The sequence below is a fragment of the Blastococcus sp. OS1-29 genome, assembly GCF_057628075.1.
On record NZ_JBXXJK010000001.1, the window covers coordinates 139,069 to 152,701 of the forward strand.

Annotated in this window: 16 protein-coding genes; 6 read left to right on the forward strand and 10 right to left on the reverse strand. The window is 74.4% G+C overall.

The window, feature by feature from the left end:
- Positions 1-68: 68 nt before the first annotated feature.
- The 6 genes from AC2H4J_RS00670 to AC2H4J_RS00695 form a co-directional block, all read right to left on the reverse strand.
- Positions 69-953: an SHOCT domain-containing protein gene (locus tag AC2H4J_RS00670; RefSeq protein ID WP_487462895.1), complete on the reverse strand. Its 885-nt coding sequence runs from the start codon at positions 951-953 to the stop codon at positions 69-71.
- Positions 954-1,034: 81 nt separating this feature from the next.
- Complete coding sequence (locus tag AC2H4J_RS00675; RefSeq protein WP_487462896.1) at positions 1,035-1,487, reverse strand: hypothetical protein; 453 nt, start codon at positions 1,485-1,487, stop codon at positions 1,035-1,037.
- A 70-nt stretch (positions 1,488-1,557) separates the two neighbouring features.
- Positions 1,558-3,393 (reverse strand): helicase-related protein, encoded by a 1,836-nt coding sequence (locus tag AC2H4J_RS00680; RefSeq protein WP_487462897.1) that lies wholly within the window; start codon positions 3,391-3,393, stop codon positions 1,558-1,560.
- A gap of 132 nt (positions 3,394-3,525) precedes the next feature.
- Complete coding sequence (locus AC2H4J_RS00685; protein ID WP_487462898.1) at positions 3,526-4,641, reverse strand: NAD(P)/FAD-dependent oxidoreductase; 1,116 nt, start codon at positions 4,639-4,641, stop codon at positions 3,526-3,528.
- 17 nt (positions 4,642-4,658) lie between these two features.
- Complete coding sequence (locus AC2H4J_RS00690; protein WP_487462899.1) at positions 4,659-5,585, reverse strand: alpha/beta fold hydrolase; 927 nt, start codon at positions 5,583-5,585, stop codon at positions 4,659-4,661.
- 55 nt (positions 5,586-5,640) lie between these two features.
- Entirely contained in the window at positions 5,641-6,225 is a 585-nt protein-coding gene (locus AC2H4J_RS00695; RefSeq protein ID WP_487462900.1) for an LOG family protein, read from the reverse strand.
- Positions 6,226-6,379: 154 nt separating this feature from the next.
- On the opposite strand from AC2H4J_RS00695, the gene AC2H4J_RS00700 reads away from it, so the two are divergent.
- The 5 genes from AC2H4J_RS00700 to AC2H4J_RS00720 all read left to right on the forward strand — a co-directional run bounded on the left by AC2H4J_RS00700 (position 6,380) and on the right by AC2H4J_RS00720 (position 9,677).
- Complete coding sequence (locus AC2H4J_RS00700) at positions 6,380-6,856, forward strand: NUDIX domain-containing protein (protein WP_487462901.1); 477 nt, start codon at positions 6,380-6,382, stop codon at positions 6,854-6,856.
- A 75-nt stretch (positions 6,857-6,931) separates the two neighbouring features.
- Positions 6,932-7,654: a hypothetical protein gene (locus AC2H4J_RS00705; protein WP_487462902.1), complete on the forward strand. Its 723-nt coding sequence runs from the start codon at positions 6,932-6,934 to the stop codon at positions 7,652-7,654.
- 30 nt (positions 7,655-7,684) lie between these two features.
- Entirely contained in the window at positions 7,685-8,572 is an 888-nt protein-coding gene (locus tag AC2H4J_RS00710; RefSeq protein ID WP_487462903.1) for a 1,4-dihydroxy-2-naphthoyl-CoA synthase, read from the forward strand.
- A 24-nt stretch (positions 8,573-8,596) separates the two neighbouring features.
- Positions 8,597-8,929 carry a hypothetical protein gene (locus tag AC2H4J_RS00715; RefSeq protein ID WP_487462904.1) on the forward strand — a complete coding sequence of 111 codons (333 nt, stop codon included), beginning with the start codon at positions 8,597-8,599 and terminating at the stop codon, positions 8,927-8,929.
- A 163-nt stretch (positions 8,930-9,092) separates the two neighbouring features.
- On the forward strand, positions 9,093-9,677 hold the full coding sequence (locus AC2H4J_RS00720; RefSeq protein WP_487462905.1) for a TetR-like C-terminal domain-containing protein: 585 nt from the start codon (positions 9,093-9,095) through the stop codon (positions 9,675-9,677).
- A 5-nt stretch (positions 9,678-9,682) separates the two neighbouring features.
- On the opposite strand, the gene AC2H4J_RS00725 is transcribed toward AC2H4J_RS00720, so the two are convergent.
- Complete coding sequence (locus tag AC2H4J_RS00725; RefSeq protein WP_487462906.1) at positions 9,683-10,393, reverse strand: TetR/AcrR family transcriptional regulator; 711 nt, start codon at positions 10,391-10,393, stop codon at positions 9,683-9,685.
- A gap of 57 nt (positions 10,394-10,450) precedes the next feature.
- Positions 10,451-10,876, reverse strand: coding sequence for a DUF5946 family protein (locus tag AC2H4J_RS00730; RefSeq protein WP_487462907.1), 426 nt, complete (start codon positions 10,874-10,876; stop codon positions 10,451-10,453).
- Between the two features lie 92 nt (positions 10,877-10,968).
- Here AC2H4J_RS00730 and AC2H4J_RS00735 point away from each other — a divergent pair, with 92 nt between their 5' ends.
- Positions 10,969-11,634: an HAD family hydrolase gene (locus tag AC2H4J_RS00735; RefSeq protein WP_487462908.1), complete on the forward strand. Its 666-nt coding sequence runs from the start codon at positions 10,969-10,971 to the stop codon at positions 11,632-11,634.
- A 15-nt stretch (positions 11,635-11,649) separates the two neighbouring features.
- On the opposite strand, the gene AC2H4J_RS00740 is transcribed toward AC2H4J_RS00735, so the two are convergent.
- Positions 11,650-12,495 (reverse strand): glycerophosphodiester phosphodiesterase, encoded by an 846-nt coding sequence (locus AC2H4J_RS00740; protein WP_487462909.1) that lies wholly within the window; start codon positions 12,493-12,495, stop codon positions 11,650-11,652.
- Positions 12,496-12,611: 116 nt separating this feature from the next.
- On the reverse strand, positions 12,612-13,583 hold the full coding sequence (locus AC2H4J_RS00745; RefSeq protein ID WP_487462910.1) for a glucosyl-3-phosphoglycerate synthase: 972 nt from the start codon (positions 13,581-13,583) through the stop codon (positions 12,612-12,614).
- Positions 13,584-13,633: the final 50 nt, after the last annotated feature.

The window sequence follows — 13,633 nt, forward strand, 5'->3', positions numbered from 1 at the left end:
ACCTGGAGGAACCTCGAGCTCTGCTGACGTATGGGGAGCAGAGCTCAAGGTTCCGCGAAGCGATCCCGTCAGCCGAGCAGTTTGGCCTTCTGCGCGGCGAACTCGTCCTCGGTGAGGATCCCGGCGTCGCGCAGCTCGCCGAGCTTGCGCAGCTGGTCGACCAGGTCCACCTGGGGAGCGGCGGCCGGCGGGGGAGCGGCCGGAGCCAGAGGTGCCCCGTACGGCGCACCCGGCGTCATGTTGTGCACGTAGCTCGACTGCCGCTCGATGGTCTTCTTCGTCCGCGCCTCGCTGATCAGCGGCGACAGGAGGTCGAGCAGGGCGTAGGGACTCTCGATGTTGTCGAGCACCACCTGCCCGCTCGTCGTCCCCTCGATGTTCCCGCTCACGTTGAACATGTCCTGTCCGGCCCCGTAGGCCGGGTCCTCCAGGTTGAGGACGACGTCGCCGACGTCCTTGCCCTGCTGCCAGACGGCGATCCGCACGTCCATGTCCTTGATCGCCCACAGCGGCACGCTCTCGGTGCGGCTGCCGAGCAGGCCGCTCTCGATCCAGACCCGGTCCTTGGTGACGCGGTAACGGGCCTTCGAGACCCCGACCGCGCTGGTGGCGGCGTTCTTGCTCTCGCCGAACCACAGCGTGGTCGGGTCATTGGCCCACTGCTCGGTGCGCTTGGCCTGCTGCTCGGCGAGCTTCTGCTTGCCCTGGTCGGCCATCGCCTTGCCCTGGTCGGCGACCTGCTTGAGGCGGTCCTTCCAGCTGGGCTTCGCGCCGGCCGCGGGGGGCGGGCCGGGCGGCGGGGGGAAGGCGGCGGGCGGCGGCGGCAGCTCGGTGGTCAGCGGGTCCTGGCCCGTCGCCCCCTGATCGGACACGTGCTCGGTCCAGCTCGTGCCGTTCCAGTAGCGCAGCTCGTGCGCCCCGGTGGGGTCGGCCAGCCAGCTCGCCTCGGCCATCGATGTTCTCCTCCGTGTCGGGTGCGATTTCGGCAGGAGGATGGCAGCGGCCAGGGGGTTACGGGAGGCCTTCGGTCGCGGTCAGGCGCCGAGCGTGGGCAGGCAGTGCACCTCAACGACCAGTCCGCGCATGGCCACGATCTCCGCCGTGCGGTGCGGCACCTCGTGCGACGAGAGCTGCCGGCCCTCGACCCGGTAGCGGACGGCGACCGGGCAGACGACGTCGCCGTCGTCCGTGGCGCCCCGGAACGCGGTCGCCACCGCAAGGTCGCCCAGCCGGCCGACGTGGTCGCTGATCACGTACCGGCCGGTGCGCGGCCAGGGGACCGCGGGCGGGAAAACCTGCACGCGCACACCGAGGGCGGTCAGGGTGTCGGCGGCGCCGCACACCTGGAGACGCACGCGGCGGCGTTCACCGGCCGGGAGCAGCTTGCTGCGGACGGAGGAGCCGACCAGCGTGCGGGCCAGCCGCAGCCGGCGGCGGCGTCGGGTCGCGGGGGAGGCCAGGGGAAGAGACTTCAGGGCGACGGTCACGCCGACAGGGTCGGGGGCCCGCGTTACGGATCCATGACCCCGACCTGACGGGACGCTGACAATCCGTCGGTCAGTGAGGGCGGGCCGGGCGGCCGCGCCGGCCGTTCCCCGCCGGTCGGCCCCGGCGTCCCGGCTCGGTCCCGGTGCGGGCCGGACGACCGGCGGACGACGACGCCGGGCGCTGGTGCCGGCGGTGACCGTCGGACGGCGCACCCCGGCCCGGTCCGCGGCCCGCCATGCCCACCGAGCAGTCGCGGCACGTGGTGAACCACGGTGCGATGTGCGCCCCGCAGTCCGAGCAGCGGCCGGACGCGGTCAGCGAGATGGCGTCGGGCAGCAGCTCGGTGATCCGGGTGGCGCAGGCCTCCTCGACCTCGGCGGCGTCCTCGCTGGTCAGCCCGGCGACGTCGGGGAACGACCGGAGCAGGGTCTGGGCGTCGCGCGCGGCGGCGGCGGCCTGCTCGTAGTCCTCGACCATGCCCTTCGCCGGCATCGGCTCCAGCACGGTCTCCGCGTCGACCGGCAGCCCGGCCGCCGACTGGAGGGCCGCCTTGGCCAGCACCAGCCAGCGGGTGCGGCGCGGCGGGTTGTAGTCGATCGGCAGGTTGATCAGCCGCCAGACGGTCCACAGGTCGCCGACCGCGCCGAGCGGGCCGCGCAGCAGCGGCAGCAGCGCGTGCACGCGGACGATCAGGCTCGTCACGTCGTCCGCCGTCATGGCCTGGTCACGGGTCGCGGCGCGCGCCCACGCCATCCAGCGGGTGAGCGCCTCCGGCAGGTCGACGGGCTCGAACGCGCCGAGGTCGTCGAGTTCCGGGCGCAGCCGGGGGGCGCGCTTGGGCAGGTCGCTCATCGCGTCGCCGCGCGCGACCTCGGCGCCGGCGACGAGCAGTCCGGCGTCCGGCTTGAGGCCCGCGATCCCGGCGAGTACGCCGGCCGTGCCGTGCCCGGTGAGGCCGTAGCGTCCGGCGCGGCCGGCGATCTGGGCGGTCTCCCAGGTGCGCAGCGGACGGCGCTCGACGCCGTCGAACTTGGTCGTCTCGGCGAACAGCACGGTGGTGGCGGGCACGTTGATGCCGTGCCCGATGACGTCGGTGGTGACCAGCACCTCGAGCTCGCCGCGGGTGAAGCGGTCGATCACCTCGCGGCGGGTGGCCGGCGGCAGCGCGCCGTACAGGACGCCCACCTTGCCGGGCCGGTGCGGGTCGAGTGCCGCGGCGACGGCGTAGACGGCCTTGCGGGAGAACGCCACGACCAGCGTCTGCGGCCGCACCCCCTCGGCGCGGACGGGCGCGCGCAGCACGTCCAGGCGGGAGAGCCGCTTGTGGTTGACGACCGTCAGCTTCTTGGTGTCGGCGACGAGCGGCTTGAGCAGCAGGTACGCCTCGGCGGCCGAGATCAGGTGCATCTCGCGGTACTCGCCGGTGAGCACGAGCCGGGCCCAGTGGTGGCCGCGGTCGGGGTCGGCGACCCAGTGCGACTCGTCGAGCACCAGGAGATCGCCGCGCATCGGCGCCTTCTCCACGGTGCAGCAGACGATCGGCGCGTCCGGATCGATCTCCTCCTCGCCGGTCGACAGGCCGACGGTGCCCGGCGGCAGCTCCGCGGACAGCCGCTCGTACGCCTCGTGCGCGAGCTGCCGCAGCGGCGCGGCGTAGACCCCGCGGCCGTTCTTCTGCAGCGCCAGCAGCGACTCGTAGGTCTTGCCGGAGTTCGTCGGGCCCAGGTGGAAGACCACGTTCTCGGGCCGGGTGGTGCGCACCGGCAGTTCGGGCTCGGCGCCCTCCACCCAGCTCTGCTGGGCGAGGCGCTCGATGCGTGCGGCGGCGCGGTCGTCGTCCCGCGCGCGGCCCTGACGCGCGGTCGTGCGCTCACGGCGGATCTTGTTGTGCGGGGAATCGCTCACAGGTTCAGTAGTTGCCTTCGATAGGGAGAAGTCGGGCGGGTCGACGCGAGCTGTGCTGCGGACCCTACGGAGGGCAACACCCGAACAGCCGCGAACATGCCCGACCAGGGACTTTCTGTACACAAAGTCCCCTCAGGGGAGGCGGCGGACGGCGGCGGCGAGGGTGCGGGCGGTGAGGCGGCCGTCGGCCAGGCCCAGGCGCACGACGTCGTCGAACACCCGCTGGTCGTCGGCGGCCGCCCGGAACACGGCGTCCATCAGCCTCGGCGACCGGCTGGCCCGCGAGGCGGTGGAGGAGTGCAGGAAATGGCGGCCCAGCCGCCGCCGCAACGCCCGCCGGTAGGCCGCTCCCGCGTCGCCGCCACCGACCGCGGCAGCACCGGCCAGCGCACCCGAGAGCACCGCGTAGAAGATGCCCTCCCCGGTCAGCGGGTTGATCAGCGAGGCGGCGTCCCCCGCGAGCAGCACCCGGCCGTCGGGTTGCCGCGGCCGTCCCGTCGACAGCGGCAGCCGGTGCGCCCGCAACCCGACCGGCGCGACCCCGGGCAGCAGCCGCTCGAGACCGGCCAGCAGGCCGCCGCGGGTGACCCGGGAGGAGACCAGCTCGCCGTAGCCGACGTTGGCCCGCCCGTCGCCGAGCGGGAAGGACCACGCGTAGGCCGGCCAGCGCTGCTCGGTCGTCGTGATCACCTGGACGCCGTCCGTACCGGGCAGAACCGGTGCGTAGCCGCGGATGGCGATGGCGGTGTGCTGCGCCCGGTTCGGCCCGACGCCGACCATCCGGCGCACCACGGACTCCGCGCCGTCCGCCCCGACCACCACCGACGCGCGCAGCACGCCCTCGACCTCGACGTGCGTCGCGCGGACGTCGATCCGGCGGACGGCGAGCCGGCGGAACTCCGCCCCGGTGGCCAGGGCGGCGGTGAGCAGCCGGTCGTCGAACACGGCACGGGGGACGACGGACGCCGGCCGGTGCATCGCCCGCTCGGCCTCCGCGCCGCCGGGCGAGCGCAGCCGCAACCGGGGCACGGCGGCGTATCCGGTGGTGAGCGGCGCCGGGTCGATGCCGAGGCCCGCGAGCACGTCGAGGGCCTCGGGTGCGATGCCGTCGCCGCACACCTTGTCGCGCGGGAACTCGGACCGGTCGACCACGAGCACCCGGGCCGACGGGGAGGCCCGGCGCGCGGCCGCGGCGCACGCGGCACCGGCCGGCCCGCCGCCCACGACGACGACGTCCCAGTGCTCCACGCGTTGCACGCTAGGCGCTACCGGGCCGCGGCGACCTCCCCGCGCTCGGCCAGCAACTGCCGCCACGAGTCCAGGTCGTGCTGCGCGGGCTCGGTGCTGGAGACGAAGTCCAGCAGCAGGTCGCTGAACCGGGCCGGGTCGTCGAGGTGCGGCCAGTGACCGGCTCCCCGGAAGACCTCCACCCGGGCGGTCGGCACCAGCGCGCGCACGGTCTCGGCGTGCAGCGCGGGCACGATCGGGTCGCGGCTGCCCCAGACGACCAGCATCGGCACGGCGTTGGCGAGGTAGAGCCGGTCGAGCGCGGAGACCGCCTGGCCGCGGGCGTCGGCCACCCCGCGCAGGGTGCGCAGGAAGGCCCGCCGTGCCTCGACGTCCTCGAGCGCCAGCAGCGCGTCGCCGGCCTCGGCCAGGTCCCGCAGGCGCTGCACTCGCGTCACGCGCCCCAGCCGGCTGACACCCCGGAGGCCGAGTCGCAGCGGGCCGGAGACCCCGGTCAGCGCGCCGAGCACGAGCTCGGACCCCGGCAGCGTCGCCGCGCGCAGCCCGGCGGAGAGCTCCGGGCCCAGCCCGCCGCTGCCGACCAGCGCGAGCCGCTCGCAGCGCTCCGGGAACTGGTAGGCGAACTGCAGGGCGATGCCGCCGCCGAGGGAGTGGCCGACGACGGTCGCCCGCTCGATGTCGAGCACGGTGGTGAGGTCGCGCAGGCCGTTGGCGTAGGCGGCGACCGAGTAGTCGCCGCGCGGCTTGTCGGACTCGCCGTGCCCGAGCAGGTCCGGGGCGATGACGGTGTGCGACTCGGCGAGGCGGGGGATGACGTCGGCCCAGGTCTGGCAGTTGTTCGCGATGCCGTGCAGCAGGAGCAGCGGCGGCCCGCTACCGGCGCGCAGGTAGGACAGCCGGTGGCCGTGGACGACGAGGGACTCGCGCGTCAGGGACGGGCTCATCGCCCCAGTGGACCACGGCGCCGCCCCGAATATGTGACCGGCCGATACGGGTAGCTCAGGCCGGGGGCGGGTCGTGCGGGGTCGCCGTCCACTTGCGCGGGGGGTGCGTGTAGTTCTGGACGAAGTCGAGCAGGCCGTCGGCCGAGCGGACGACGCCCAGCGCGTCCAGCCGGACGCCGTCGAGGTAGCCGTCGTCGACCATCCGCCGCAGCTGGAGGAGCAGCGGCTGCCAGAACCCGTCGACGTCGAACAGCGCCGTCGGCTTGGCGTGCAGCCCGAGCATTCCCCACGTCCAGGCCTCGAACAGCTCCTCGAGCGTGCCGGCGGCGCCCGGCAGCGCGACGAACGCGTCGGCGAGGTCGGCCATCACCGCCTTGCGCTCGTGCATCGACCCGACGACCTCCAGGCGCGGCAGCCCGGGGTGGGCCACCTCGTCGTCGACCAGGTGCTGCGGGATCACCCCGACGACCTCGCCGCCCGCGGCCAGCGCGGCGTCGGCGATCACGCCCATCAGCCCGACCTTCCCGCCGCCGTAGACGATGCCGACGCCCGCCTTGGCCAGTTCGGTGGCGAACGTGGCGGCCGCGTCGGCGTGGGAGGGCGGCCCGTCGTGCGACCCGGTGAAGACGGCGATGCGCACGACGAGCAACCTAACCCGGCGCCGGGGGAGCCCGTGGAGCCGGCCGCCGCCGGCGAGTGTGACGAAGTGGTGGCCATCGGCCGCTGACGGCCCCCACTTCGTCACAGTCGGCGCTGCTGTGCGGGAGCTTGCGCGGACCGGGTTCACTGGCAGGGTGCTCACCTCGACCGACGGCTGGACGACGTGCGCTCTGGGTCACCGCCACTGGGGCCGGGCGGGCGCGGCCGGCCTCTTCCTGCACCGCCCCGCCGCGACCGGGCTCGAGGTGCTGCTGCAGCACCGCGCCGAGTGGTCGCACCACGGCGGCACCTGGGGCACGCCGGGCGGAGCGCTGCACCACGGCGAGACCCCGGACGCCGGCGCGCTGCGCGAGGTGCAGGAGGAGCTCGGCCTGCGGCCGGACGACGTCGTCCTAGGGGCGTGCTCGGTCGACGACCACGGCGGCTGGGCCTACACGACGGTCCTGGCGCGCCCGGCCCGCTCCATCGAACCCTCGGACCTGCGGCTGGACGGCGAGAGCAACGGCGCCGCGTGGCTGCCGCTCGACGGGCTGGACGCCGTGCCGCTGCATCCCGGCCTCGCCGCCTCGCTGGACGCGCTGCGGTCGCTGCTGCGACACGCCGGGAGTTAGTACACCCGTCACGTTCAGGCATGACACGCGTGCGCATGGGTAGGCGGCACACGGTCGCCGCCCCCGTCTGAACCCGTGAGGAGCTCGGTCCTGCCCCGCCACCTCGCCTCCGAGCCCGATCGCGAGCCTCGCCACCTCGCCCCCGACGCGGAGCCGGACGACGTCGTACCCCGGCCGGCGGCCGCACCCCCGCCCCCATCGGAATCCGCGCCCGCTCCGGAACCGGCTCCCCGCGGGCGCCGGGCCCTGCTCCTCGCGCTCGCGCTGCTCTGCGCCGGGCTGCTCCTCGCGGTTCCGTTGGCTCTGATCATCGGGGGGCGGCCGGACGGCGGCAGCGGCGGCGGCGGCAGCGGCGTCTACTCCGACCAGACCGACGGGACCGCCCGGGGCGGCGCCGGCAGCGGCACGCCGCCCACTCCGACGTCCTCCTCGGCGTCCGTGCCGGTCGAGGGTGTGACCTCCGGGGGCGGCTCGGCCGGCAGCGGCGGCTCGGCGGTCGGCGGCACCGGCGGGCAGGGAGGCTCCGGTGGGCCGGGGGGAACCGGCGGCACCGGTGGCACGGGCGGCGCCGGCGGAACGGGCACGCCGGGAACACCGGGCACCCCGGGTCTGCCGGGCCAACCCGGTCAGCCGGCGGACCCGGCACCGGCACCGGCACCCGCTCCAGCGCCGGCCCCGGCGCCCGCGCCCGCCCCCGGCCCCGCCCCTGCGCCGGCCCCCGCCCCGTTGCCCGTCGTCTGCGATGTGCCGCTGGTGAACGGGCTGTGCCCGGTCCTGCCGAAGCTCCCGGGCCTGTGACGCCGCCCGAGCCCCGTTAGGTTCCAGGGCATGAGTGCCCGCGACGACGTCTCCGAGATCTTCGACAGCTCCGCCTGGGCGCCCGTCGACGGCTTCGATTTCTCCGACATCACCTATCACCGGGCGGTGGACGCCGGCGTCGTCCGCATCGCCTTCGACCGCCCGGAGGTGCGCAACGCCTTCCGGCCGCAGACGGTCGACGAGCTGATCACCGCGCTGGAGCACGCGCGGCTGTCCACCGACGTCGGCTGCGTGATCCTCACCGGCAACGGGCCGAGCCCGAAGGACGGCGGCTGGGCCTTCTGCTCCGGCGGCGACCAGCGGGTGCGCGGGAAGTACGGCTACGAGCACGCGGCGGGGAGCTCGGGGCGGCTGCACATCCTCGAGGCGCAGCGGCTGATCCGGTTCATGCCGAAGGTCGTCCTCTGCGTCGTCCCGGGGTGGGCGGCCGGCGGCGGACACAGCCTGCACGTCGTCGCCGACCTGACCCTGGCCAGCGCCGAGCACGCGCGCTTCAAGCAGACCGACGCCGACGTCGGCAGCTTCGACGGCGGCTTCGGGTCCGCGTACCTCGCCCGGCAGGTAGGCCAGAAGTTCGCGCGCGAGATCTTCTTCCTCGGCGAGGAGTACACCGCGGCCGACGCGCACGGCATGGGCATGGTCAACCGCGTCGTCCCCCATGCCGAGCTGGAGGCCACCGCGCTCGACTGGGGCAAGAAGATCGTGGCCAAGAGCCCCACCGCCCAGCGGATGCTCAAGTACTCGTTCAACCTGATCGACGACGGGCTGGTCGGCCAGCAGCTCTTCGCGGGCGAGACCACGCGGCTCGCGTACATGGCCGAGGAGGCCGTCGAGGGGCGCGACGCGTTCCTGGAGAAGCGCGACCCGGATTTTTCCCGTTTCCCCTGGCATGTTTAGAGACCCCACGAGGAGGAGGACGCCGTGATCGTCGAGGTGATCGGGGGTGCCGACGAGCACCCGCAGGCACGGGTGGTCGACGTCGACGACCTCGGCCGGCTGCACCTGGCGCTGGGTGAGGTGACCGACGAGGAGGCCGCCGAGGTGCTGCAGTCCTCCGGCTTGGGCAGATTGCAGGACGCCGAGATCGCGTTCCTCGACGCCGCCGCGCTCCGGGCCGCGGCCGAACCCCGGGCCACGGCCGCGGACTGGGCGGTGCGCTGGGACGCGATGATCGCCTTCGCCCGCAGCAAGGGCTGGGTGTCGGACGACGGGGCGAGCATCCAGGTGCACGTGGAGAGCGCCGCCGGGGCCTGACCAGGGGCATCACTCGTGGTCCTACCAGGGATTACGGAACTGGGTCTTGCATGGAATGTTCGGCGCAGGTCATTGTGGTCACTCCACTTAACCGCCAGGATGTCGCGGTGCGTATGACCTCACGTCACGGATTTCTGTTATGACCGGTACGCCCGGAAGACCGTTGAGCGCCGAGCTCTCGGAACAACTGCTCTCCGTCGCCGTCGACATCCTCGCCGAGGAGGGCTGGGGGCGGCTCAACAGCGACCGGATCGCCGCCCGCGCGCGGGCCGGCAAGGCCGGTATCTACCGGCGATGGCCCACCATGGCGGCCTTGGCCCGGTCCGCGGTGAGCCGCTTCGACCTGGTCGACACGCCCCCGGCCGGCGAATCCTTGCGGGAGGATCTCGGTGGGCTCGTCGCTCGCTGGTCCCGTCCGCTGGACCGCCAGGAGCGCGCGGTGGCCAGCCTCGTCGGCGCGGCCCGCCACGAGGAGGACCTGCGGGCAGGTCTGGACGACGCCCTGGTGCGCCCGCTCATGCGCGCCGTGACCGAACTCGGCCGGCGGGCGGCCGAGCGGGGTGAGGACATCGACACCGACCGCCTGGCGCTGCTCGGCTCGGTGCTCGAGGCGTTCTGGTGGCAGCGCTACACGGCTGCCGGCGACGGCTCGATGACGCCGGAGCAGCTGGAGCACGTGGTCGACGAGGTGCTCCTGCCGATCGCCGAGCCGAACGGCGCCGCGCGGCCGGAGCCCGCTCGGGTCTGAACGGGTCAGCCGGCCCGCAGAACCGGCTGCGGCCAGCCGGTGTCCACGGCCGCGGTCAGCGGCGTCCGGCCGTGCACCGCGTTCGCGCCGACCTCCAGCTGGGCGAGCACGCGCGCCGCCATGTCCGTGACGGCGGCCGCGGCGACGTCGGGGTCGGCCCCCGCGCCGAGCAGCGGCCGCTGGCTGACCGCGAGCGTGCGCGTCGCGGCCACCCAGATGGCGGCGATCACCGGCGCGGCCGACGCCGGGTCCGCGGGTGCGACGTCCTCGTCCGCCGCCCAGGCGTCGAGCAGTGCGTCGCGGAGCTTCAGCTCGGCCGCGTGGATGAGCTCGCGCTCGTAGGTGCGCAGGGCCTCCGAGGCCTCCAGCGCGGCGAGGTACCGACGGCGTTCGGGGCACCCGTCCGAGCGGACGACCTCGGGGAGAAGGGCCAGCAGGTGATTGCGCAGCGCGGTCAGCGGCGCGAGGGACGGCGTCCGCGTCCGGACCGCCTCGGCCAGGCTGTCGGCCCGTGGCGTCCGGCCGTCGAAGAAGAGCTCTTCCTTGGTGGCGAAGTGGTTGAACACCGTCTGGACGGCGACGTCGCACTCGCGCGCGATGTCCGCGATCGTCACGGCCTCGAAGCCGTCCTGGTCGAAACGGCGCTGCGCCACCGAGCGGATCAGCTCACGGGTCTGCGCCTTCTTCCGCGCGCGGCGGTCCAGTAGTTCACCCACAGTGGCAGCATAACCACGCAACGTGGTGGTCGCTCGTCGGCGGACGGAGGTGACTCGTTACTCGGGAGTAGTGCGGACGGCGGTCCGGTCCTCGGCCACCGTACGAGCCCAGGCGTCCACCAGCACGGTCAGATCGATGACGTCGAGGTCAGCGGCGACATCGGCGATCGTCGTCCGCCATGCGTGCGGCGCCGTGTCGACGTCCGGCGGCACCCCGAGCACCTCGAGTGCGTCCCGCAGCCGGGCCGGATCCTGCGGATCAGGGTGTTGCGCGTCATACGCGGCGTCGGCGCGCCGCACGGCCGCGGTCGCCGCTGGATCGGCCGCGGCCTCCTCGCGCAGGCCGCGGAGGGTCACCTCGAACAGCCGCGCGCAGGACGCCGACGCCCCGGGGTGCGGCGCCGCCGTCCCGCTCGGCCGCACCAGCACCGCGCCGCACCCGGGACAGACCTCGGTCGGCTCGGGCAGGGCGGTGGAGATCACCCGCCGATGGTGCCGCACCCCACGCCCCGGCGCGGCCCGCGGGGGGTGGGGGACTTTGTGTACAGAAAGTCCCGGCGGGGCAGGGACGGCCGGTGAGTGAGAAGCGCATCGCCGTCCTCGACGTCGACGGGACCCTGGTCGACTCCAACTACCAGCACGCCATGGCGTGGTACCGGGCGCTGCGCTCGCTCGACGAGACGTTCCCGGTCTGGCGCATCCACCGGCTGATCGGGATGGGCGGCGACAAGCTGGTCGTCGCGCTCGGCGGGCCGGAGCTGGAGGCCCGCATCGGCGAGGAGGCGCGCGAGCGGCAGGGCAAGGAGGTCGACGCGCTGCTCGACGAGATCGCCCCGCTGCCCGGGGCGCGCGACCTGCTCGTCGCGATCAAGGAGCGCGGTCACCCGCTGGTGCTCGCCAGCTCGGGGCAGCAGCGGCACGTCGACTTCGCGCTCGACCTGCTGGAGGCGCGTGATCTCGCCGACGCCTGGACCTCCAGTGCCGACGCCGAGGAGACCAAACCCGCGCCGGACCTCCTGCAGGTGGCGCTGAAGAAGCTCGGCGCCTCCCAGGACGCGCCCAGCGTGCTGGTCGGCGACACCCCCTTCGACGTGGAGGCGGCGAAGCGGGCGGGGATGCCGGCGATCGTCGTCCGGTCCGGCGGGTTCGGGGACGACGAACTGCGCCACGCCGGCGCGGTCGCGATCTTCGACACCCCGGCCGACCTCACCGCCGACCTGGACGACACCGACCTCGCCTGAGCGACGGTTAGTGCACTAACTGCCGGGGGTGGGGGTGGCGCGCCCCAGCCGCCGCAGCATCTCGTCCGGCTGGTCGGTGATGATCACGTCGACGCCGAGGTCGCGCACCAGGTCCATGTCCGCCGGCCTGTTGACCGTCCAGACGTGCACCTCCTTGCCGGCGGCGTGCGCCTCGGCGACGAACTCGGGGTCGGAACGGATGATCGAGATGCCGGGGCCGACGGCGGTCGCGCTGCCGGCGAGCACCTCCTTGCGCAGCGGCCGCAGCCGCTTGCCGATCAGCTGCACGGTCGGGATGCCGGGCGCGAGGTCGGCCATCCGCCGCACCGCGAGCTGCGAGAAGCTCATCATCCGGACGGCGGGGCGGCCGGCCCACTCGACCGGCGAACCCTCCCGCAGCAGGCCGAACCGCTCGAGGGTGGCGACGAGCTCCTCCTCGACCTTGCGGGTGTGCCGGGTCGGGTGCTTGGTCTCGATCGCCAGCCGCACCGTGCCGGGCGTGGCGGTGATGTAGTCGAGCAGCCGCTCGAGGGTGAGCACTAGCCCGTTCTCGACGTCGGGCTCGTCGTTCACCGCGGTGATCTCGTCGTCGGCCCAGCGGCTGCGCCGGGTGGACTTGCGGGGGCCGAAGTGGAACTGCTCGAGCTCGTCGAGCTGGAGCGCCGACACGACGCCGCGGCCGTTGGACGTGCTGGCGATCTGGCGGTCGTGCACGCAGACCAGGACGCCGTCCCGGGTCATCCGGACGTCGCACTCCACGGCGTCCGCACCGAGATCGGCGGCGCGCCGGTAGGCCGACAAGGTGTGCTCGGGCGCCTCCGCCGACGCCCCGCGGTGGGCGACGACCTCCGGGCCGGTCAACGGAGCGCGGGGCGGGATGCGTGCGGCACGCGGCGATCTTGCCCTGCGTGGCTGAGGGACCGCGACGGGGTCCCTCACCGTCGTCCCACCCGCCCCGGAGGACCCATGAGGCCTGGTCAGCCCACCACGCCGGCCCGCAGCGACCGGTACTCGGCGATCGAGGCCATCGGCGGGCGCTCGTCGACGGCGACCGCGCTGCTCCGCGGCACGAACCGGGAGCCGTCGCGCCGGAACTGGGTCAGCAGCCCGCTGGCGTCGAGCCCGTCGTGCCGCGCGAGCAGCGCCGACACCACCTGCCCGGCCATGGCACCGAGCGCCTCCTCGCTCTGCGAGGTGTGCCGGCGGACGCCGAGGTCGACCTGGGCGAGCGAGCCGAGGCCGCCCAGCTCCAGCAGGTCGATCAGCAGCCCGACCTCCACGCCGTACCCCGACACGAAGGGCACCTGCTCCAGCGCCGAGCGCCGTCCGGCGTACTCCCCACCCAGGGGCTGGACGACGCCGGCGAGCTCCGGCCACAGCGCGTTCAGCAGCGGGCGGGCGGTCAGCTCGGTGACTCGACCCCCGCCGGCCGGCTGCTCCCGGCCGGCGATCTCCAGCGGCCGCGTGTAGCAGCCCTTCACGTAGGCCACCTGCGGGTCGGTCAGCAGCGGTCCGAGCAGCCCGGGGACGAAGTGGACGACGTCGCCGAGCAGGTCGGCGTCGAGGAAGACGATCAGGTCGCCGGTGGTCGCCGCCAGGGACTTCCACAGCGCCTCGCCCTTGCCGGGCCGGGTGCCGTGCGCGGGCAGCACGTCGGCGGTCGCGACGACGTCGGCACCGGCCGCGCGCGCGACCTGCGCCGTCGCGTCGGTGGAGTCGGAGTCCATGACCAGCAGCTCGTCGACCAGCGGTACCCGCCGCACCCAGTGCGCGTGCAGGTCGGCGACCAGCCGGCCGACGGTGGTCGCCTCGTCGCGGGCCGGGAGGACGACGCTGACGCGGTGGCCGCCGCGCCGCTTGGCCCGCAGGAGCGCGTCGAGGTCCAGCTCCGCCAGCCCGGCGGCGGACGTCGTCCGGTGCTCGAACCAGGCGCGGGCGTCGGGTCTCACCGCCCCACTGTCGACCAGGAATCGCGAACTGGCCAGGACCGCGTCCGAAA

What these genes read in the sequence shown, in the direction of transcription:
- AC2H4J_RS00710 (WP_487462903.1), top strand. Translation starts at nt 7,685, where the DNA reads ATGAGTGCCCGCGACGACGTCTCCGAGATCTTCGACAGCTCCGCCTGG.
- AC2H4J_RS00670 (WP_487462895.1), bottom strand. Translation starts at nt 953, where the DNA reads ATGGCCGAGGCGAGCTGGCTGGCCGACCCCACCGGGGCGCACGAGCTG.
- AC2H4J_RS00690 (WP_487462899.1), bottom strand. Translation starts at nt 5,585, where the DNA reads ATGAGCCCGTCCCTGACGCGCGAGTCCCTCGTCGTCCACGGCCACCGG.